The organism is Schlegelella aquatica (genome assembly GCF_026013905.1).
GTDB lineage: Bacteria > Pseudomonadota > Gammaproteobacteria > Burkholderiales > Burkholderiaceae_C > Caldimonas > Caldimonas aquatica.
Map to the genome: position 1 here is coordinate 2,837,501 of NZ_CP110257.1, position 20,304 is coordinate 2,857,804.

Annotated in this window: 18 protein-coding genes and 1 pseudogene (1 of these 19 running past the window's edge); 8 read left to right on the plus strand and 11 right to left on the minus strand. The window is 68.1% G+C overall.

What is annotated here, in order from left to right:
* A protein-coding gene (gene ptsP / locus OMP39_RS12955; protein WP_264892132.1) for a phosphoenolpyruvate--protein phosphotransferase crosses the window boundary here: on the minus strand, nucleotides 1–1,707 show its 5' portion. 90 nt of this gene lie to the left of the window's left edge; only the first 1,707 of its 1,797 coding nucleotides appear in the window; the start codon lies at nucleotides 1,705–1,707; its stop codon lies beyond the left edge, outside the window.
* A gap of 182 nt (nucleotides 1,708–1,889) precedes the next feature.
* On the opposite strand from ptsP, the gene OMP39_RS12960 reads away from it, so the two are divergent.
* From OMP39_RS12960 to OMP39_RS12980, 5 genes and pseudogenes are all read left to right on the plus strand, one after another.
* Nucleotides 1,890–3,125 (plus strand): class I SAM-dependent methyltransferase, encoded by a 1,236-nt coding sequence (locus OMP39_RS12960; RefSeq protein ID WP_264892134.1) that lies wholly within the window; start codon nucleotides 1,890–1,892, stop codon nucleotides 3,123–3,125.
* A 1-nt stretch (nucleotide 3,126) separates the two neighbouring features.
* The gene (locus OMP39_RS12965; protein ID WP_264892135.1) at nucleotides 3,127–3,450 is read left to right on the plus strand and encodes a DUF1840 domain-containing protein; all 324 of its coding nucleotides are present in this window, start codon (nucleotides 3,127–3,129) and stop codon (nucleotides 3,448–3,450) included.
* 30 nt (nucleotides 3,451–3,480) lie between these two features.
* Nucleotides 3,481–4,107, plus strand: a complete 627-nt coding sequence (locus OMP39_RS12970; protein ID WP_264892136.1) for a YbhB/YbcL family Raf kinase inhibitor-like protein — start codon at nucleotides 3,481–3,483, stop codon at nucleotides 4,105–4,107.
* A gap of 2 nt (nucleotides 4,108–4,109) precedes the next feature.
* Entirely contained in the window at nucleotides 4,110–4,781 is a 672-nt protein-coding gene (locus OMP39_RS12975; protein WP_264892137.1) for a histidine phosphatase family protein, read from the plus strand.
* Nucleotides 4,782–4,870: 89 nt separating this feature from the next.
* A pseudogene (locus OMP39_RS12980) lies at nucleotides 4,871–5,932 on the plus strand (sterol desaturase family protein); the annotation flags it as partial.
* A gap of 90 nt (nucleotides 5,933–6,022) precedes the next feature.
* Here OMP39_RS12980 and ruvB read toward each other — a convergent pair.
* The 4 genes from ruvB to OMP39_RS13000 all read right to left on the minus strand — a co-directional run bounded on the left by ruvB (nucleotide 6,023) and on the right by OMP39_RS13000 (nucleotide 10,401).
* Nucleotides 6,023–7,090, minus strand: a complete 1,068-nt coding sequence (gene ruvB, locus OMP39_RS12985) for a Holliday junction branch migration DNA helicase RuvB (protein ID WP_264892138.1) — start codon at nucleotides 7,088–7,090, stop codon at nucleotides 6,023–6,025.
* Nucleotides 7,091–7,118: 28 nt separating this feature from the next.
* Nucleotides 7,119–7,691 carry a Holliday junction branch migration protein RuvA gene (gene ruvA / locus OMP39_RS12990; protein ID WP_264892139.1) on the minus strand — a complete coding sequence of 191 codons (573 nt, stop codon included), beginning with the start codon at nucleotides 7,689–7,691 and terminating at the stop codon, nucleotides 7,119–7,121.
* Between the two features lie 52 nt (nucleotides 7,692–7,743).
* The gene (locus OMP39_RS12995) at nucleotides 7,744–8,409 is read right to left on the minus strand and encodes a response regulator (RefSeq protein WP_264892140.1); all 666 of its coding nucleotides are present in this window, start codon (nucleotides 8,407–8,409) and stop codon (nucleotides 7,744–7,746) included.
* Between the two features lie 132 nt (nucleotides 8,410–8,541).
* Nucleotides 8,542–10,401 carry a sensor histidine kinase gene (locus OMP39_RS13000; RefSeq protein WP_264892141.1) on the minus strand — a complete coding sequence of 620 codons (1,860 nt, stop codon included), beginning with the start codon at nucleotides 10,399–10,401 and terminating at the stop codon, nucleotides 8,542–8,544.
* A 104-nt stretch (nucleotides 10,402–10,505) separates the two neighbouring features.
* Between OMP39_RS13000 and OMP39_RS13005 the strand changes: the two genes are divergently transcribed.
* Both OMP39_RS13005 and ybeY read left to right on the plus strand, forming a co-directional pair.
* Nucleotides 10,506–11,471, plus strand: a complete 966-nt coding sequence (locus OMP39_RS13005; protein WP_264892142.1) for a PhoH family protein — start codon at nucleotides 10,506–10,508, stop codon at nucleotides 11,469–11,471.
* Nucleotides 11,468–11,923: an rRNA maturation RNase YbeY gene (ybeY, locus tag OMP39_RS13010; protein ID WP_264892143.1), complete on the plus strand. Its 456-nt coding sequence runs from the start codon at nucleotides 11,468–11,470 to the stop codon at nucleotides 11,921–11,923. The genes OMP39_RS13005 and ybeY overlap by 4 nt, the downstream gene beginning before the upstream one ends.
* Before the next feature lie 79 nt (nucleotides 11,924–12,002).
* Here ybeY and OMP39_RS13015 read toward each other — a convergent pair whose 3' ends face one another.
* From OMP39_RS13015 to OMP39_RS13040, 6 genes are all read right to left on the minus strand, one after another.
* Entirely contained in the window at nucleotides 12,003–12,995 is a 993-nt protein-coding gene (locus OMP39_RS13015) for an ABC transporter ATP-binding protein (protein ID WP_264892144.1), read from the minus strand.
* Nucleotides 12,992–14,017 (minus strand): ABC transporter ATP-binding protein, encoded by a 1,026-nt coding sequence (locus tag OMP39_RS13020; RefSeq protein ID WP_264892145.1) that lies wholly within the window; start codon nucleotides 14,015–14,017, stop codon nucleotides 12,992–12,994. Before OMP39_RS13020 ends, OMP39_RS13015 begins: the two co-directional genes overlap by 4 nt.
* Before the next feature lie 10 nt (nucleotides 14,018–14,027).
* A complete protein-coding gene (locus OMP39_RS13025) occupies nucleotides 14,028–14,981 on the minus strand; it encodes an ABC transporter permease (protein ID WP_264892146.1) in 954 nt (317 codons plus the stop codon).
* Nucleotides 14,982–15,042: 61 nt separating this feature from the next.
* The gene (locus OMP39_RS13030) at nucleotides 15,043–16,023 is read right to left on the minus strand and encodes an ABC transporter permease (protein ID WP_264892148.1); all 981 of its coding nucleotides are present in this window, start codon (nucleotides 16,021–16,023) and stop codon (nucleotides 15,043–15,045) included.
* A 154-nt stretch (nucleotides 16,024–16,177) separates the two neighbouring features.
* Entirely contained in the window at nucleotides 16,178–17,770 is a 1,593-nt protein-coding gene (locus OMP39_RS13035; RefSeq protein ID WP_264892149.1) for an ABC transporter substrate-binding protein, read from the minus strand.
* 258 nt (nucleotides 17,771–18,028) lie between these two features.
* Nucleotides 18,029–19,006 carry a porin gene (locus OMP39_RS13040; RefSeq protein WP_264892150.1) on the minus strand — a complete coding sequence of 326 codons (978 nt, stop codon included), beginning with the start codon at nucleotides 19,004–19,006 and terminating at the stop codon, nucleotides 18,029–18,031.
* A 79-nt stretch (nucleotides 19,007–19,085) separates the two neighbouring features.
* On the opposite strand from OMP39_RS13040, the gene OMP39_RS13045 reads away from it, so the two are divergent.
* Nucleotides 19,086–20,066 carry an IS5 family transposase gene (locus OMP39_RS13045; protein WP_028915768.1) on the plus strand — a complete coding sequence of 327 codons (981 nt, stop codon included), beginning with the start codon at nucleotides 19,086–19,088 and terminating at the stop codon, nucleotides 20,064–20,066.
* Nucleotides 20,067–20,304: the final 238 nt, after the last annotated feature.

Sequence of the window (20,304 nt, forward strand, 5' to 3'; positions counted from 1 at the left end):
CGAGGCCAGGTGCAGGGCGAGCTTCTGGGTGTCGGAGCGCAAGATCCGCTGCTTGACGGCCGGGATCTGGGAGGGGTGCATCGAGAACGAACGCAAGCCCATCGCCAGCAGCAAGGGCGTGAAGGCCGGCTCGCCGGCCATCTCGCCGCACACGCTCACGTCCTTGCCGGCCTGCCGGGCGAGGCGGATCGCGTCGGCGATGAGGCGCAGGACGGCCGGGTGCCAGGGATCGTAGAGGTGTGCGACGGCTTCGTCGGCCCGGTCGATCGCCAGCGTGTACTGGATGAGGTCGTTCGTGCCGATCGAGATGAAGTCGAAATGGCGCAGGAACAGCGGGAGTTGCAGCGCGGCGGCGGGCACCTCGATCATGGCTCCGACCTCGACGTCGGTATGCGCAACACCGGCGTCCCGCAGTTGCTGCTTGGCGCGCGCGAGGATCTCGAACGTCTGGCGGATCTCGTTGGCGTGCGCCAGCATGGGAATGAGCAGGCGGACCTTGCCGTGGGCGCTGGCCCGCAGGATCGCCCGCAACTGCATGCGAAACATGCTGGGCTCCGAGAGGCTCCAGCGGATGGCCCTCAGGCCGAGGGCCGGGTTGAGCGTGTGCTCGTGGCGCAGCTCGCTCATGCTCATGCGTTCGAGCGGCTTGTCGGCCCCCACGTCCACGGTGCGGATGGTGACGGGCAGGCCCTGCATCGCCTCGACCGCGGCGCGATAGGCCTCGTACTGCTCGTCTTCGCCGGGCAACTCGCCCTGCCGGTTCATGAACAGGAACTCGGTGCGGAAGAGCCCGACGCCGACCGCCCCGGCGGCCAGTGCCGCGGGGGCGTCCTGGGGCAGTTCGATGTTGGCGAGCAAGGCGACCTGCTCGCCATCGAGCGTCACGGCGGGTGTGTGGCGCAGGCGCGCCAGCCGCTCGCGCTCGAGCTGGCTCTGGCGCTGGCGGAACCGGTATTCCTCCAGCACCATCGGGGAGGGATCGACGATGACCACCCCGGCGTCTCCGTCGATGATGACCCAGTCGTCCTGACGGATGAGGCGGCTGGCCTCCCGGGCGCCGACGACGGCGGGAATGTCCATGCTGCGGGCGACGATAGCGGTGTGGGAGGTGCGCCCGCCCACGTCGGTGACGAAGCCCTGGAAGACGCTGCGCTTGAACTGCAGCATGTCGGCGGGGGCGATGTCGCCGGCAATGAGCACGAGAGGCTCCTCACCGCCCCAATCGCGCTCACGCGTCTGGGAGACGGCTGCGAGCGTGGAGACGGACTGACGGCTCATCGCGCGCAGCAGGCGCTCGACGACCTGCTCGATGTCGGCCTTGCGCTCGCGCAGGTAGTCGTCTTCCATCTCGTCGAACTGCCGGGCGAGGACTTCCAGCTGAGCCGAAAGAGCCCACTCTGCGTTGTAGTGGCGCTCGGTGATCCACTGCTTCGTGGCGCCGGTGAGCGTTTCGTCGTGCAGCAACATCAGGTGCACGTCCAGCAGGGCCACGAGTTCGGGCGGGGCGTCATCGGGGACCTCCCGCTTGAGCCTTTCGATCTCGTCGGCCACGGCGTCCCGCGCTTGCCGCAGCCGCTCGATCTCGTGGGGGATCTGGTCAGGGGCAATGAAATAGTGGGCCACGTCCACCCGGCTGGACGCGACGAGCACCGCGCGGCCGATGGCCACGCCGCGGGACACGGGCAAACCGAACACCTGAAGCGTCATGTTTCGATGCTAGCAGGTGGGTGACATCTCGGCGCCCCGGGTCATCCGACAGTGGACGCAGGCGCCGCCTGCGCCGGGATGTGCGATGAATGGACGGACGGCCCCTCTGATGCGGGCTTTCACCGCTTGCGCAAGACTTGGCGGTACGTGCAATTTGTCACTGTCTCACGAGGGGAAAAGACATGCAGGGATGGTTCGGTTTGATCGAGCAGCGATTGGAGGCTTTGCCACTGAGCGTCGCCTTGGAATGGCCGGGCGGCCAGGCCGGCCGCAGCGATGCCCAGGTGCGCTTGCGCCTGAACGAGCCCCGCTGGATGGGTGCCCTGGCGCGCGGTCAGATCGGCGCACTGGCCGACGCCTACGTCCAGCAACGCCTGGAAATCGAAGGCGGCATGCGCGACGTGATGGCGGTGGCGGCGAGCCTCGTGGGAGACCCGGTGGCCGCCGGCGAGCGGCCAGCGTGGCAGCAGTGGCTGGGACGTTGGCACTCCCGATGGAGGCACCGTAAAAACCGGGACGCGCGGCAGATCGAGTTCCATTACGACGTCTCGGACGACTTCTATGCGCTGTGGCTCGACCCACGACGCGTGTATTCGTGCGCCTACTTCCGGGAACCGGAGATGACGCTCGCGCAAGCGCAGGAAGCCAAGCTGGACCACATCTGCCGCAAGCTGGACCTGCAGCCGGGGCAGCGCTTCCTGGACATCGGGGCGGGCTGGGGCGGCCTGCTGCTGTGGGCTGCCGAGCGCTACGGCGTGCACGCCACGGGGATCACGCTGTCGAAGAACCAGCACGCCTATGTGAACCGCCTGATCGAGGAACGCGGGCTGAGGGGGCGTGTGACGATGCACCTGATGGACTACCGGGATGTGCCGGAAGACCAGCCCTACGACCGGATCGCCTCGGTGGGCATGTTCGAACACGTGGGGCGCGCGCAGCTGGCGGCCTATTTCGCGAAGATCCGGCGGCTGCTGCGGCCGGGCGGTCTGGTGATGAACCACGGCATCACGGCCGCAGGCCTCTACAACGCGCAACTCGGCGGCGGGATGGGGGACTTCATCGAGAAGTACATCTTCCCTGGCGGGGAGCTGGAGCATGTCTCGCGGGTGGCGCAAGCCCTGTGCGAAGGAGGGCTGGAGCTGCTGGACGCCGAGAGCCTGCGGCCGCACTACGCTCGCACCTTGTGGGCCTGGTCGGACGGGCTGGAGCGGCAGTTGGACCGGGCGCGAGAGCTGACCCGCGAGCAGACGGTCAGGGCGTACCGGCTGTACCTCGCGGGCTGCGCGATGAGCTTCGAGCGCGGGTGGATCTCACTGTTTCAACTGCTTGCGGCGCGCCCGAGCGGCTGTGTGGAGGATGGGCCGATGCGGGGGGCACAATCGGCGTATCCGTTCAACCGCTCGTACATGTACCGCTGAGATGCTCTACAAGTTCAAGTCCAAGGCCGCGGGCGACGTCATCATGACCGGCGCCTCGGGCGACCAGATCCTGCGCATCCTCGGGCGAGAGCCGGCGCCCCAGGGGATCTTCCTGCCGCAGGACATGCCGGCCGCCATGGCCGCCCTCGAACGGGCGGTGATCGAGGAGGAAGCGGCCCGGCGCCGCGCGGAGGAAGAGGCGCGCGCCGAGGGCAAGGAACTGCCGCCGCAGGAGGGCGTGACGCTGCGACAGCGCGTGTGGCCGCTCATCGAGATGATGAAGCGCGCCCATGCGGCCGACAAGGAAATCGTTTGGGGCGTCTGAGCCCCACCCTCGCAGACCAGGAGAGTCGACATGAAGCTTTGGAGCCACAGCTGGCAGGACGGCGCGCGCATCCCCGCGAAGTTCGCGGCAGGCAGGCTGGACGACGCCCAGGGGGTCGCCTTCTCGAGCAACGTGAGCCCGCACCTCGCCTGGAGCGAGGCGCCCGCGGGCACGCGGTCGTTCGTGCTCATCTGCCATGACCCGGACGTGCCGAGCCGCGGCGACGACGTCAACAAGCCCGACCGCGAGGTACCGGCCGACCTGCCGCGGGTGGACTTCTTCCATTGGGTGCTGGTGGATTTGCCGCCGGGGCTGCGGGAGATCGCCGAGGGCGAGTTCAGCCGGGAGTTCACCCCGCGTGGCAAGAGCGGACCGCAGACCCTGCACGGGGCACGTCACGGACTGAACGACTACACCGGATGGTTCGCCGGCAACGACGAGCTGGCGGGGCAGTATTTCGGCTACGACGGGCCGTTTCCTCCGTTCAACGACGCCCGTGTGCACCGCTACGTGTTCACGCTGTATGCGCTGGAGTTGGAGCGCTGCCCGGTCGATGGCAGCTTCACCGGGGCGCAGGTGCGAGAGGCGATCCGCGGCCACGTGCTGGCCGAGGCCCGGTTCTCGGGCACCTACACCTTGAACCGACGATTGGGGTGACGATGCCCCACAGCCAGGTCACCCGCATCATCGCGATCCGCCACGGCGAGACGGCGTGGAACGTGGATACGCGCATCCAAGGGCATCTCGACATCCCCTTGAACGAGACGGGGCGTTGGCAGGCGCAGCGCCTGGCCGAGGCGCTGTCGGAGGAAGCCCTGCACGCCATCTATGCCAGTGACCTGCGGCGCGCCTGGGAAACGGCGCACTACGTGGCCCAGGCCGCACGGGCCCCGCTGCGAAAGGAACGGGGGCTGCGCGAGCGCGGATTCGGGCGGTTCGAGGGGTACACGTTCAAGGAGATCGAGGCCCGCTGGCCGGACGAGGCACTGCGCTGGCGCCGGCGCGACGCCGACTTCGGCCCGCCCGGCGGGGAGACCTTGCGGGGCTTCTACGAGCGCGTGGTGGGCACCGCCGAGCGGCTGGCCGCCGCCCACCGGGGGCAGACGATCGCGCTCGTCGCCCACGGGGGCGTGCTGGACTGCCTGTACCGCGCGGCCTCCCGGGTGGACCTGCAGGCGCCCCGCACGTGGCAGTTGGGCAACGCGAGCATCAACCGGCTCTTGCACACCGACGAAGGCTTCACGCTGGTGGGCTGGGCGGACACCATGCATTTGGCGCACAGCGGCAGGGACGAGTTCAGCGACGGGGACCGGTTGGGCCGCGCCGCCTGAGAAGCGGGAGCTTGGGGGCGGGCGAATCCGGATCGGCGGACGAGGGCGGATCGCGCACGATACGCGCTTTTCCAGGGATGGAGGTTCCGATGGAAGGTGCCCGCGTCATCGTACTGGCGACACCCGTGTTCCTGTTGCTGATCGCCATCGAGTATGCGGTGGGCCTGGCCCGGGGGCGCAACACCTACCGGCTCAACGATGCGATGAGCAGCATCGGTCTGGGCATGATGAGCCAGCTGGTGGGCGTGTTCACGAAGCTGTTCGCCGTCGGCGTCTACACCGCCGTGTACGAGGCGGCAGCCCTCTGGCATCTGCCTGCCGACGCTTGGTGGGTGTGGGTGGGCGCGCTCCTCCTGTACGACTTCTTCTACTACTGGCACCATCGCCTGGGGCACGAGTGCGCGGTGCTGTGGGCTGCGCACGCCGTGCACCACCAAAGCGAGGACTACAACCTTTCGACCGCGCTGAGGCAGACCAGCACCGGCTGGATCGGCGGCTGGCTGTTCTACCTGCCGATGGCCCTCCTCGGGGTGCCGCCGGTGGTGTTCGCCGCGGTCGCGCTGATCGACTTGCTCTACCAGTACTGGGTGCACACGCAGCAGATCGGCAAGCTCGGCTGGTTCGACCGTGTCTTCTGCGCCCCGAGCAACCACCGCGTGCACCACGCGGTCAACGACCGCTACGTGGACAAGAACTACGGCGGCATCCTCATCGTCTGGGACCGCCTGTTCGGCACCTTCGAGGAGGAGGACGACGCGCAGCCCTGCGTGTACGGCACCCGCTCGCCGCTGCGCAGCTGGAACCCGCTGTGGGCGAACCTGCAGGTCTATCGCGATCTGTGGCTCGACGCCTGGCATGCACGCCGCTGGAGCGACAAGCTCAAGGTGTGGTTCATGCCGCCGGGCTGGCGGCCGGCCGATGTGGCGGCCCGCTACCCGAAGCCGCCCTTCGACATCCGCCAGGTGCGGCTGTACGACCCCGAAGTGAGCCGCTGGGCGCAGGTGACGGCCGCGCTGCTCTTCCTGGGGCTGCTCGGTGCGACGGCGGCGTTCCTGTGGAACGCGCACCTGTGGTCGCTGCCGGCGCAGCTGGGTTACGCGGCCGCGATCATCGCCGGGCTGTGGCTCGTGAGCGTGTTGACCAGCGGCCGCGAGCGGCCGGCCGAGGCCGCGCCGCCGCAGGGCGCCGCGGCCTGAGCCGAGGCGACCGCGCGGGCCGGCACCCGACGCGGGCCGCGGAACCTATTCGTCGAACAGATCCGGAGCGAGGCCCGGCTTGGCCGGCGGCTGCAGCCCCAGGTGGCGGTACGCGGCCAAGGTGGCGATGCGCCCGCGCGGGGTGCGCTGCAGATAGCCCTGCTGGATGAGGTAGGGCTCGATCACGTCCTCGATCGTGCCCGGCTCCTCGCCGATCGCGGCAGCCAGGTTGTCCAACCCCACCGGGCCGCCGTCGAACTTGTGGATCACTGCGTCGAGCAGCTTGCGGTCCATCACATCGAAGCCCAGCGGATCGACGTCGAGCATGGCCAGCGCCTTGTCGGCGATGGTCTTGGTGATGCGGCCGTCGCCCTTGACCTCGGCGTAGTCGCGCACTCGGCGCAGCAGGCGGTTGGCGATGCGGGGCGTGCCGCGCGACCGGCGCGCGATCTCGATGGCGCCGGCAGGGTCGATGGGCGCGCCCAGCAGGCCGGCGGAACGGGTGACGATGCGCGCCAGCTCCTCGGCGGTGTAGAACTCGAGCCGGGCCACGATGCCGAAGCGGTCGCGCAGCGGGTTGGTGAGCATCCCCGCCCGCGTGGTGGCACCCACCAGCGTGAACGGCTGCAGATCCAGCTTGATGGACCGGGCCGCCGGGCCCTCACCGATCATGATGTCGATCTGGTAGTCCTCCAGCGCCGGATAGAGGATCTCCTCGACGACCGGCGACAGCCGATGGATCTCGTCGATGAAGAGCACGTCGTTGCGCTCGAGGTTGGTGAGCAGCGCGGCCAGGTCCTTGGGTTTTTCCAGCACGGGCCCCGAGGTTTGCCGCAGGTTGACGCCCAGCTCGTGCGCGATGATGTGGCTGAGCGTCGTCTTGCCGAGGCCGGGCGGGCCGAACAGCAGCACGTGATCCAAGGGCTCGCCGCGCTTCTTGGCGGCGCCGATGAAGATCTCCAACTGCTCGCGGGCCTTGGTCTGGCCGACATACTCGTCGAGCATCTTGGGGCGCAGCGCGCGCTCGATCGCCTCCTCGTGGGGCGAGGCTGGCGTGGCCGACACCACACGCTGACGCGGCGGCGGGGCGAAATCGTCGGTCTGGATGGTCATGGTGGATCTGCGGGAGGGCGCCTCGGCCTCACTTGGCCAGGGCCTTCAACGCCAGCTTGATGCCTTCGCTCACGCCGACGTCGGCCGGCAGTGCCTTGAGCGCTGCTGCGGCCTCGCGGTCGCTGTAGCCCAGCGCCATCAGGGCCTGCAGCACGTCGGCCTGGGTGTCGGACGCCACCCCTTGGGGGCGCGCGAGCTCGGGGCCGAGCTTGCCCTTGAGTTCGAGCAGCAGACGCTCGGCCGTCTTCTTGCCGATGCCGGGCACCTTCACCAGGCGGCCGGGCTCCTGCAGACTCACCGCCTGGGCCAAGTCGGCCACGCTCAGCCCCGACAGGAGGGCCAGCGCCGTGCGTGGGCCGACGCCCGAGATCTTGATGAGCTGGCGAAAGGCCTCACGCTCCTCGGCCGTGCCAAAGCCGTAGAGCACCTGCGCGTCCTCGCGCACGGCGAAATGGGTGAGCAAGGTCACGCGCTCGCCGAGCGAGGGCAGGTTGTAGAAGGTGCTCATCGGCACGTCGACTTCGTAGCCGACGCCACCGACGTCGATCAAGACCTGCGGAGGGGCTTTGTCCGCCAGCACGCCCGTGAGACGACCGATCATCGCCCGATTATCCCCGGCGACGCCCCGGCGCCGACCAGCACGAGGGAGCGGCTCAGCGGGAGTTGCGCTTGAACAGGCCCAGGCGCTGCGCTTCGAGCGCGGCCTCGGCACGGGACGAGACGTTGAGCTTGCGGTAGATCTGTTTGACGTAGTCGGCGATGGTGTGCCGGGACAGGCCCAGCTGCACGCCGATCTCGGGCAATGTGAACCCCTTGGCCACACGTAGCAGCACCTCGTTCTCGCGTTCGGTCAGCTGGACCGCCGGCAGCAACGGCTCGGCCTGTTGCGGCTGGTTGCGCGCCTGCGAGGCGAAGTAGGCGATCACTCTTCGAGCAATGGAAGGCGACAAGGGCGGCTCCCCCTGGGTGATCCGCTGCAGTTGCTCGGCCAGCTGCTCCTTCGGCTGCTCCTTGAGCAGGTAGCCAAAGGCGCCGGCCTGCAGCGCCGGGAACAGATGGTCGTCATCGTCGTGAATCGTCACGACCACCGCCTGCGCGTCCGGTTGGGACTCGCGCAGTGCCGCCACCACCTCCACGCCCGACCCGTCGGGCAGGCCGAGGTCGATGAGCGCCAGATCGAAGCGCAGCGCGGTGATCTGCTCCAGTGCGTCGTGCACGCGCGCACTCTCGGAGACGCGCACGGCAGGAAAAACCTGCAGCACCAACGCCTTCAGCCATTGACGGATCTCGGGAAGATCTTCCAGGAGCAGGATGTGCATGAGGCGCTCACGCGCTGCAGAAGGCAGCTGCCGAGCAAATGTACCAGCGGCCCGCCGCAGACTCCATCGCCCGGCCCGGGGGGTGTGGCGCGCCCGGAACGCTCGAGCCGGCTCCGCGCGGCGCCCTCCCCCTCAGAGCGGCAGCGTCAGACGGATGACCGTGCCGAAGCCGGGGCCGGATTCCACCAGGCATTGGCCCGCGAGCTGCTTCGCGCGGCGCTTCATGCTCGCCATGCCGTGGCCTCGGTCGAGCTTGCCGTCCAACTCGAGCGGAATCCCGCGGCCGTTGTCCTGGATCACGAGGTTGAAGTCGGTCTCGTCGATGACGCAGCGGATGGTGCACGCGTTGGCCCCGCTGTGCTTGATGATGTTGCTGACCGCTTCGCGCAGGATGCGCGTGGTCTGCACGTAGGCGCGCGCCGCCAGATGCCGTTCGTCGTTGTCGTGCTCGGTCATCCAGTCCACCTGGATGCCGGCCTGCCCCAGCCGGGACACCGTCTCGGCGCGCCAGTCGGCCAGCGCATCGGCCACCTTGACCGGCTTGCCGGTCAGCCCCCTCACGGACAGCCGCATCTCCTCCAGGGCCTCGCGCGCCAGGGTGGAGATGCGCTCGTCGCTGCTGGTGTGCACGATGGTGAGCAGCTTCGCACCGAGGTCGTCGTGCAGGTCGCCGGCGATGCGCTTGCGTTCGGCTTCGGCCACCTGCTCGATGCGCGCTTCGGCCATCTCCGCATAGCGCTGCTCGATCTCGGCGGTGCGTCGTGCCACCTCCTGCTCCATCGCGGCCTGCGCCTCGACCTCCCCGCGCGTCGATGCGACGAAGTGGCGTGCCGCCGCCAGCGTGAGCCCGGCCAGCAGGACCGGCAGGGCGTACTCCGTCGGCTGACTGGCGGGCAAGTCGCCCGCGCCGGCCTGCACGGCCCATTCCACGGCGGCGAACGCCAGCGCCAGGCCGCCACCTGCCGCCACCCAGGGTGAAGAAGCACGGCCGCCGCGGTGCAGCGCCCGCACGCACACCCCCACCGCGACGGCCACCTGCAGCCAGTGCACCACCCACCAGCCCAGCGCCGCGTCGTGCACGAGCGCAGCCGGAACGACCAGCACCGTCAGCGGCACGAGCAGGACCTGGGCCAAGAGCGCGGCCTCCACCCGCCGCCTCCGGGCCCCCTCCCATCGCTGCAGCCACAGCACCGTGCCGCCCGCCAGTGCGGCAATGAGCATGGCCACCGCTGCTTCGGCGGGCCGTCCGGCGGGCAACCAGCCGAGCCAGAGCTCGCGCGCTTCCAGCAGGGCCGCGCCGCCCAACAGCAGCCCGGTGGGCCCTGCGATGGCCGCGCCGCCCCACAAGGCGACCGCCAGCCAGCCGAGCGCAAACAGCCCGAGCATGGCCGCCAACATCCTCGGCAGCCACACTCCCGCGGCCCGCTGACGCTCGGCCCGCGCGTGCAGCAGCCATTCGGGGCCCACCCGGGGCGCCCCGAAGTAGCCTGCATCCTGGCGCAGCAGCGTCTCGCTGCGAGGCCGCCCGGCCAGGCGCACCTCGACCAGCCCGCCGCGGGCGGTGTCGCCGGGCAACGCCACCAGCTGCGCCTGGTCACAACGGGGAGGCCCGGCCTGCGGACGCTGCAGGATCGTGTGCCCCGCCCACCTCACCTCGATCGCCCCGCAAGCGCGTGGCAGGTAGAGGGCCCGCGGATCGGCCGAAGGAGCCGGCGGCAGATCCAGGCGATAGACCACGGTGCCGGCGAAGCCGGGCCGGCTCGAGGTCCATTCGTCGGGCAGACGCTGGACCTGTGAGGCCGAAGCCGCGGCGGGAGCGTCGGCCCCGGCCGGCGCCTCGACCCGAGCCTGATCGATCACGTGCACCGCGGAGGAGGCCTGAGACGCCCACGCCGTCACGCAGGCCACGAGGGGCACCACGGCCAGCAGGCCGGCCAGCCCCGCGATGGCCAGCCAAGGCCGGCCACGGACGCTGAACGGAAGAAAGATCATGGTCGCGCATTCTCGGGGAAGCCCCTCTTTGCGGACAATCCGAGAATGAGGGGCGGCGCGCGATGTGCTCGCCCTCCCAAAGGTGCATCCACCCAGGCCCCGAAGTGATACTGCGACACGCTTTCATCCCACTCGACAATCAACGTCTGTCCCACCTGTGCGGCACGCTGGACGAGCACCTGCGCAGCATCGAAGCCGCGCTCGACGTCTCGATCTCCCGCCGTAACGAGTCGTTTCGCATCGAGGGCTCGAGGAAACAGGCCGAGCGCGCCGTCGCGCTGCTGCAAAGCCTGTACGACCGCGCCGGGGCCCCGATCCCTGCCGATGAGTTCCAGCTCGCGCTGGTGGAGGCCATGCAACCGGAGGACCGACGCCACACGCAGGAGGCCGGAGAAGACGAGGAGATCGTCTTGCGCACGCGCCGCGCCGACCTGCAGGGGCGCACGCCCAACCAGGACCAGTACCTGCGCAACATCCTCAGCCACGACGTCACCTTCGGCATCGGGCCCGCCGGCACCGGGAAGACCTTTCTCGCGGTCGCTTGCGCCGTGGATGCGCTGGAACGCAATACCGTGCAGCGCATCATCCTCACGCGCCCCGCGGTCGAAGCGGGCGAGCGACTGGGGTTCTTGCCGGGCGACCTGGCACAGAAGGTCGACCCCTACCTGCGTCCACTGTACGACGCCTTGTACGACCTCATGGGCTTCGACCGCGTGACCAAGGCGTTCGAGAAGGGCACGCTCGAGATCGCACCGCTCGCGTTCATGCGCGGGCGCACGCTCAACCACGCCTTCGTGATCCTCGATGAGGCGCAGAACACCACGCCGGAGCAGATGAAGATGTTCCTCACCCGCATCGGGTTCGGAAGCAAGGCAGTCATCACGGGCGACGTCAGCCAGATCGACTTGCCCCGCGGGCAGAAGAGCGGCCTGGTCGATGCAGAACGGGTGCTGCGGCGGGTGCGAGGCATCGCGATGACGCGCTTCACCGCCGCCGACGTGGTGCGCCATCCGCTGGTGGCGCGCATCGTCGAGGCCTACGACGCGGCCAAGAAGGCGGCCGAGGAATGAGGCGCGCCGTCCTGCCGGCGCTGCGCCTGTCGCTGCAGTTCGCCGACGCACGCCACCGCGCGCTGCTGCCCCGCCACCGCGTGATGCGGTGGATGCGCGCGGCCCTTGAACGGCCGGGCGAGATCACCGTGCGCATCGTCGATGAGGACGAAGGTCGCACCCTCAACCGCGACTATCGCGGGAAGGACTACGCGACCAACGTCCTGACCTTCGACTACGCACACGAACCGGTGGTCGTCGCCGACCTGATCCTCGCGGCGCCTGTCGTCGAGCGCGAGGCGCGCGAGATGGGCAAGACGCTGGAGGCCCACTACGCCCACCTGCTGGTGCACGGCACGCTTCACGCGCAAGGCTACGACCACGAGTCCGACGACGAGGCCGAGGCGATGGAGGCGCGCGAGACCGAGATCTTGCTGGCCCTCGGGTTCGACGACCCCTACGCCGCGCGCTAGTCGCCCGGACCTCGCGCAGCAGGGTGCCGAGGCCAACCGGCGCGGCTGGCGCGCCGAGTCACCCCGAGGTGCGCCTCTGTCAGAGGCGCCCTTCCTCCACCGCGTGGCACGCCACCTTCACGCCCCGCAACTCCAGCAACGCGGGACGCTCGCGCTTGCAGCGTTCGCGGGCATGCGGGCAGCGGGGGTGAAAGGCGCATCCCGAAGGCGGGTTGAGCGGGTTGGGCACCTCTCCCTGCACCGGCGTGCGCGCGCGGCCGGTCATGCGGATGTCGGGAATCGCATCGAGCAGCATCCGTGTGTAGGGGTGCTGCGGCTGCGCAAAGAGCGTGCGCTTGGGCGCCAGCTCCACCAGACGACCCAGATACATCACGCCCACCTCGTCGGCCACGTGGCGCACGACCGCCAGGTTGTGCGAGATGAACAGGTACGTCAGGCCCTGGTCGCGCTGCAGGTCCTTCATGATGTTGAGGACCTGCGCCTGGACCGAAACGTCCAGCGCCGAGGTGGGCTCGTCGCACACGAGGAACTCCGGCCGGGTCGCCAAGGCTCGCGCGATCGAGATGCGCTGCCGCTGCCCCCCCGAGAACTGGTGCGGGTACTTCTCCATGTCCGCTGCGGCCAGGCCCACCATGCGCAGCAGCTCTGCCACGCGCTGCTCGATGGCGGCCGCGTCGGTCAGCAGCCCATGCTCGCGCAACGGCTCGGCGATGATTTCGCGCACCTTCCAACGGGGATTGAGGCTCGCGTACGGGTCCTGGAAGATCATCTGCATCCGCCTGCGCAGCGCACGCCCGGCGCGGCTCGCGAACGCCGCGGCCGTCGGTTGCCCGTCGAAGCGCACCTCGCCGCGCGTGGGGTCGTACAAGCCGACGAGCAGCCGCGCCACCGTGCTCTTGCCGCAGCCCGACTCGCCCACCAGGGCCAGCGTCTTGCCACGCTCGATCGCGAAGCTCACGCCGTCGACCGCGTGCACGAACTGCCTGGGCTTGCGCTCGATGACGCGGTTGAGCCACGGGGCCGAGACATCGAAGGTCTTGGCCAGGTCATTGACTTCGATGAGAGCGGTCATGCGTCGGTCAGTGCGTTCGGTTGGAAGACGGCCGGTGCAGTCGCCACATCCGACGGCCGGGCCGCGTGGAGCCAGCACGCAGCGCGTGTGCGGCCGGCGTCGAGAAGATCCGGGCGCTCCCGGTGGCAGCGCTCGAAGGCATGCGGGCAGCGCGGATGGAAGGCGCAACCGGGCGGGATCGCGGTGAGCCGCGGCATCGCACCGTCGATCTGCGTCAGCCGCTCGCGTTCGTCCTCCATCGAAGGGATGGAGCCCATGAGGCCGACGGTGTACGGATGCGCCGGGGCGTGGATGACGTCCTGCACCGGGCCGATCTCCGCGACACGACCCGCATACATCACCGCCACGCGGTCGCAGGTCTCGGCAATCACCCCCATGTCGTGGGTCACCAGCATCACGGCGGCGCCCTTCTCCTTGCACAAGCGCTTGAGCAGGAAAATGATCTGCGCCTGGATCGAGACGTCCAGCGCGGTGGTGGGTTCGTCGGCGACGATGAGCTTGGGCTCGGCCGCCAAGGCCAGCGCGATGACGACGCGCTGACGCATGCCGCCCGAGAACTGGTGCGGATAGTGGTCGATGCGCTCCTCGGCCGCCGGGATGCCGGTGTCTTTGAGCAACTGGATCGCACGACGGCGGGCCTCGGCCGCGCCGACGGGCAGGTGCGTCTGGATCGTTTCGACCAACTGCCGCCCCACGGTGTACAACGGGTTCAGCGACGTGAGCGGGTCCTGGAAGATCGCGCCGATCTTGCGCCCGCGGATGCGGCGCATCTCCTCGTGCGGCAGCCGGTCGATGCGGCGCCCCTCGAGCAGGATCTCGCCCCCGGCGATGCGCCCGGGCGGCTCCAGCAGGCCGATGATCGACGCTCCGGTGAGGGACTTTCCGGCCCCCGACTCGCCGACCACACCCAGGATCTCGCCCGCCGCGATGTCGAACGACACGTCGTCCAGAGCGACCAGGGTGCCCCGGCGCGTCGGAAACTCGACGCGCAGGTTCTTCACTTGCAACAGCGGTGCGTTCATCGCTCTCTCCTCATCGCAGCCGCGGGTTGAGCGCGTCGCGCAGCCAGTCGCCCAGCAGGTTCACGCTGAGCGCGATCAGCACCAGCATCGCACCGGGGAAGATCGTGATCCACCACTCACCGCTGAAGAGGAAGTCGTTGCCGATGCGGATCAGCGTGCCCAACGACGGTGAGGTGGGCGGCACGCCGACGCCGAGGAACGACAGCGTCGCCTCGATGATGATGGCCTGCGCGATCTGGATCGTGGACAGCACCAGCACCGGCCCGGTCACGTTCGGCAGCACGTGCTTGTACATGATGCGCAAGGGCGGCACGCCGATCACCCTCGCCGCCTGCACGTACTCCTTGTTGCGCTCCACCATCGTGGAGCCGCGCACCGTGCGGGCGTAGTCCACCCACTTGGTGAGCGCGATGGACAGGATCAACACCGTGAACGCCAGCGTCTCGTGCGCGTCCGGAAACATCGCCCGGCCGACCCCGTCGATCAGCAGGGCCACCAGGATGGTGGGAAACGACAGCATCACGTCGCAGATGCGCATGATCACCGTGTCGAGCTTGCCCCCCACGAAGCCGGACAACAAGCCCAGCGACACGCCGATCAACATCGACAGCAACACCGACGCCACACCCACGAACAGCGAAATGCGCGCGCCGTACATCAGCGCGGAAAGAATGTCGCGCCCCTGGTCATCGGTGCCGAAGACGTAGGTCCACTTGCCCCCCTCCAACCACGCGGGAGGCAGGCGCGAGTCCCCAAGCTCCAAGGTGGCCAGATCGAAGGGGTTGTGCGGGGCCACCCAGCCGGCGAACACCGCACAGAAGATGCACACGAAAGCGATCAGGGCCGCTGCCATCGCCACGGGCGAAGTGCGAAAGCTGTACCACAGATCGCTGTCCAGAAAGCGGCGCCAGCGGCCGGGGGCCGGCGCCGTGGGCGCGGAAGAAGCAGTGGAGGTCGGATTCATCGTGAGGCTCGTTCGACGAGGAGCGCCGAGATCCCGCGGCGCCGTGGCAGGAGGACGCAGGTCAGTGGCCGGCAGCGCGCGCGGTGCGCAGACGCGGATCGACGGCGAAGTACAGCAGGTCCACGACCAGGTTGATGACGACGAAGATCAGCGCGATGAGGCACAGGTAGGCCGCCATCACGGGAATGTCGGCAAAGCTCACCGCCTGGATGAACAGCAGCCCCATGCCGGGCCACTGGAACACCGTCTCGGTGATGATGGCAAAGGCGATGAGCGAGCCCAGTTGCAGGCCGGTGATCGTGATGACCGGCACCAGCGTGTTCTTCAAGGCATGCCCGAAGTGCACCGCCCGGTCTGTGAGCCCGCGGGCCCGCGCGAACTTGATGTAGTCCGTGCGCAGAACCTCCAGCATCTCGGCGCGCACCAAGCGCATGATGAGCGTGAGCTGGAAGATCGCCAGCGTCACCGCCGGCAGGATCAAGTGGCGCCAGCCGTCCACCGTGAGCAGGCCGGTGGTCCACCAGCCGAGCTGGACGACCTCTCCGCGGCCGAAACTCGGCAACCACTTGAGCGTGACCGAGAACACGAGGATGAGCAAGATGCCGATCAGGAACGTCGGCAACGACACCCCGAGCAGCGAGAAGGTCATCAGCACCTGCGAAAAGAAGGTGCCCCGCTTGAGCGCCGCGTACACCCCCATCGGGATGCCGAGCGCCAGCGCCAGCACCGCGGCCGACAAGGCCAGCTCCATGGTCGCGGGCAAGCGTTCGAGGATCAGCGTCGACACCTTGCGGCCCTGCCGCAGGCTCAGGCCGAACTCGCCTTGCACTGCATTGCCGACGAACCGCGCGAACTGCACCACGAAGGGCTGATCCAGCCCCAACTCGGCGCGGATCTCGTCGCGTTGCTCGGGCGTGGCGTCCTGACCGAGGAGGTTGGTGACCGGATCGCCGACGAACTGGAACAGCATGAAGGCGATGAAGGCCACCGTGAGCATCACGATGACGGCCTGGAGCAGGCGTCGAATGATGAATACCAGCATCTGAACTCACTTTCGGGCCGGTGTGAGGTCCGGCCGCTGCAAGCACGCATGCGCCCCTGACGACAGAAGCGCCGCTGCCGCGCGGGTGGCGCGGCAGTCGTGAAAGGCGACTCGGGGCACGCGGTCTGCGCGGCCCCGCGTCCCTCAGGCAAGATCAGTCGACGCGCGCGCTGCGGATGTCGATCCGATTGTCGGCGCGATGATAGACGTTCACGTTCTTCTTCATCGCCCACGGAATGACCTGGTTGTGCAGCGGGATGTGGGAGACATCCTGGTGCGACAGCAGCAGCGCCTGCTCGATGAGCTGGTTGCGCGTGGCGATGTCGCCCTCCTTCTTGATGCGCTCCACCAGAGCGTCCATCTGCGGGTTGCTGTAGCGGCCGACGTTGTAGTTGCCGTCGCCTTGCGCCCCCACCGAGCGCACCAGGGACTGCAGGGAGTACAGCGCATCGAAGGTCGGCACGCCCCAGCCCAGCATGTAGATGCTCGCCTCGTAGCGCTGGATCATCGGGAAGTAGGTCACCAGCGGAAGCGTGCGCAGCTTCGCTTTGACGCCGATGCGCGCCCACATCGCGGTGATCGCCTGGCAGATCTCCTCGTCGTTGATGTAGCGGTTGTTCGGGCAGGCGAAGTCCACCTCGAAGCCGTTCGCGTAGCCCGCCTCGGCCAGCAGCTTCTTGGCCGCCTCCACGTCGTAGGGGTAGCGCACGTCGGCCTTCTTCGTCCAGCCGTTGACCTGCGGCGCGATCAGCGTGCCGGTCGGCTGCGACAGGCCGCGCATGATGTTCTTCTGGATGGCGTTGATGTCGATGGCCTGGTAGAGCGCCTTGCGCACCCGCACGTCCTTCAGCGGGTTCTTGCCCTTCACGTTGGAGCCCGGCAGTTCGTCGCGGAACTGGTCCATGCCGAGGAAGATCGTGCGGTTCTCGACCCCGTCGATGACCTTGAGCGCGGGGTTGGCGCGCAGGCGCGGCAGGTCGGTCGGCGAGGGGTCGAGCACCAGGTCCACCTCGCCCGACATCAGGGCCGCCACGCGCGTGGCCTCGGACTTCACCGGGGTGTAGACGATCTCGGTGACGTTGCCCTCCATCTTGCCCCACCAGTTGGGGTTGCGCACCAGCACCATGCGCACGTCCTGGTCCCAGCTCTTGAGCATGAAGGGACCCGTGCCGTTGGCGTTGCGGTGGGCGAAGTTCTCGTCCTTGGAGCGGATGTCCTTCGGCGTGGTGGAACGGTTCTTCTCCGCCCAGTCCTTGTCCATCATGCGCAGCTCGGTCAGCTGGCGCAGCAGCACGGGGTTGGGCCCTTTGGTGAAGATGTCGACGGTGTGGTCGTCGACCTTCACCACCTTGTCGATGCCCTGGGTATAGACGCCGAAGTTCGACGCCTTGTCCATCGCGCGGTTGAGCGAAAAGACCACGTCATCGGCGTTGAAATCCGCGCCGTCGTGGAACTTGACTCCTTTGCGCAGAGTGACTCGCAACTGCGTCGGCGTCAGTTGCTTGTAGCCGGTGGCCAGCATCGGCTCGACCTTGAAGTTGCGGTCGTAATAGAACAACGATTCATACACCCAGGCGTGGATGCCGTTGGACAGGGCGTTGTTCTGGGAGTGGATGTCCCAGGTCGGGATATCGCTCGCGCTGGTCCACTTGAAGGTCTTGGCCACGGCCGGAACGGCCGCGGTAGCCACCGCAGCCGCCGCGAAGGCCGCAGCGATCCCCCCTGCGAAGGAATAACGATGCACCATGAGGAAACCTCGAATTATTCAAAGCCCGAACTACAGCAAAACGAAGATCGGGCGTCAAAGGGGATTGCCCGTAGACTGGCCTGTCAGGACGAACAGCCCTGAGGGGCGCGGTGCACGGGATGCGGCCGCATCCTGTCACACGGGCGGCAGCCGGCTACGCGGACCGCACCAAAGAAAACGCCCACCAGCCTGCGGCTCGTGGGCGCTCTGGGAAGACCGCCTCCCGTCGGGAGGCGGCTTCTGCGGCATCAACTTCGATCAGAAGTTGTGCTTGAGACCGATGTTGGCACCGGTCTTGTGATTGGCGACCTCGCCATCGCGAGCGACGTCGGCGTACACCGTGGTGCGCTTCGACAGCGGGTAGTGGTAGCCCAGGCCCCACTTCGAGGACACCTTGACGTCCGTCGTGGTGTTCTTCAGCTGGTTGTACGACACACGCAGTTCGCCGACGCCCAGCGGAGCGGTGGCGGCGATGTGCATGTCACGATGCTTCTGGTCCAGGCGGCTGGTGCCGCGGCCGTAGGCAGCGATCAGCTTGGCCACGCCGAAGTTGTACGAACCCGACAGCAGCATGTAGCTGGGCGACTCTTCGGCAGAGCCGGCAGGGGCGACGCCACGGTCGTAGCCGAAGCCGACGAAGATCGGACCGGCCGAGTAGGTCAGCGCCACACCCATGCCGTACTCCTCGTCAGCCGTGTTGGTGACCTTCTCGTCCAGGGACAACTGCGCGTGAGCGCGGAAGCCCGACATGTTCGGCGAGGAGTAGTTGAGGGTGTTGTTCTTGCGAGACGGGGTGATGCCGCCCAGCAGCGAGCCGTTGGCCGCGACCGTATCGAAGCCCCACGGATCGGCCGGCAGAGCGACGTACAAGAACAGCGGGCTGTACTCGCGGCCGAAGTTCACGCTGCCGAAGCCACCGGCCAGGCCGACCAGGGAGCGGCCGTGCCAGAAGTTGGTCGTGGCGCTGTCGGCACCGTTGTTGTTCGTGCCCACGGCGCCGGTGTCGGCGGCGAAGCGGTGCTCGATGTTGAAGGTCGCCTTCAGGCCGCCGCCGAGGTCTTCCTCACCGCGGACGCCCAGACGGCTGCCGGAGCCGTTCTGCAGGACGGTGGTGTCACTGCCGATGTTGCGAGCCACGCTCAGGTCGACACGGCCATACAGGGTCACCGACGACTGCGCAGACGCCGCACCGGCGAACGCGCCCAGCACGGCGAGAGCGAGAAGAGATTTTTTCATTGCAACTATCTCCTAGGGAAGGTCTGAACAACTCCGCCCGATTGCGCGACAATGCCTCACCGTGATCGGGGTGAGTGCGATGCAGCTGTCGTTCGGTGATGCCGAGGGTCTGGGGAGCCGCAAGCGCACGCGGCGCGAGGTGTTTTTGGCGGAGATGGAGCAGGTGGTGCCGTGGCAGGCGCTGCTGGGTCTGATCGAGCCGCACTACCCGAAGATGGGCCGTCCCGGTCGCCAGCCCTATCCGTTGGCGACGATGCTGCGCATCCACTTCCTGCAGCAGTGGTATGCGCTCAGCGACCCGGCGATGGAAGAAGCCTTGTACGACACGCCGGTGATGCGCCGCTTCGCGCAGTTGGGCGGGCTTGCCGACATCCCGGACGAGACGACGATCCTCAACTTCCGCCGGCTGTTGGAGACGCACGGGCTGGCCGAGAAGCTCTTCGAGCAGGTCAACGCCCATCTTCAGCGCAAGGGCCTGAGCCTGCGCAGTGGCACGATCGTGGATGCCACGATCATCAGTGCGCCGAGCTCGACCAAGAACAAGGCGGGCGAGCGCGATCCGGCGATGCACCAGACCAAGAAGGGCAACCAGTGGTTCTTCGGGATGAAGGCGCACATCGGCGTGGATGACGCGTCCGGTCTGGTGCACCACGTGGAATGCACGGCGGCGAACGTGGCCGACGTGACGCAGGTGTACAAGCTGCTGCACGGCCGGGAAGACACGGTGTGCGGCGACAGCGGCTACACGGGTGCCGAGAAGCGCGAGGAGCTGCAGGACGTGGACGCCGGATTCCTGATCGCGGAGAAGCCGTCGAAGCTGCGTGCGATGAAGAACGAGCGCGAGCGGCGCTACGCCGAGCGGTGGGAGCGCTACAAGGCCAGTCTGCGGGCGAAGGTGGAGCACCCGTTCCGGGTGATCAAGCGGCAGTTCGGCTACACGAAGGTGCGCTACCGCGGCCTGGCGAAGAACGCGGCGCAGGTGCTGACGCTGTTCGCGCTGTCGAACCTGTGGATGGCGCGCCGGCGTTTGTTGCCGACGACGGGAGCAGTGCGTCCGTAAGGCGGGGAAACCCGCCAAAAACCGCCCTGCACGGGCGAAATCCGGCTCGAAAGCGACGCCAGGCCGGCGCCACGATGCCGCAATCCGGGCGGCAGAGCGGGTTGTTCAGACCTTCCCTAGGTTGAACAAGAGGCCCTGAGAGTGAACTGGCGCCGCTCTTCAGGCCAACCTCCTCGCGGAAGTTGTCGTTATTCCACCAGAGCGGTTCTAGGGAGGCCAGACTTGGCGCCGGATTTCG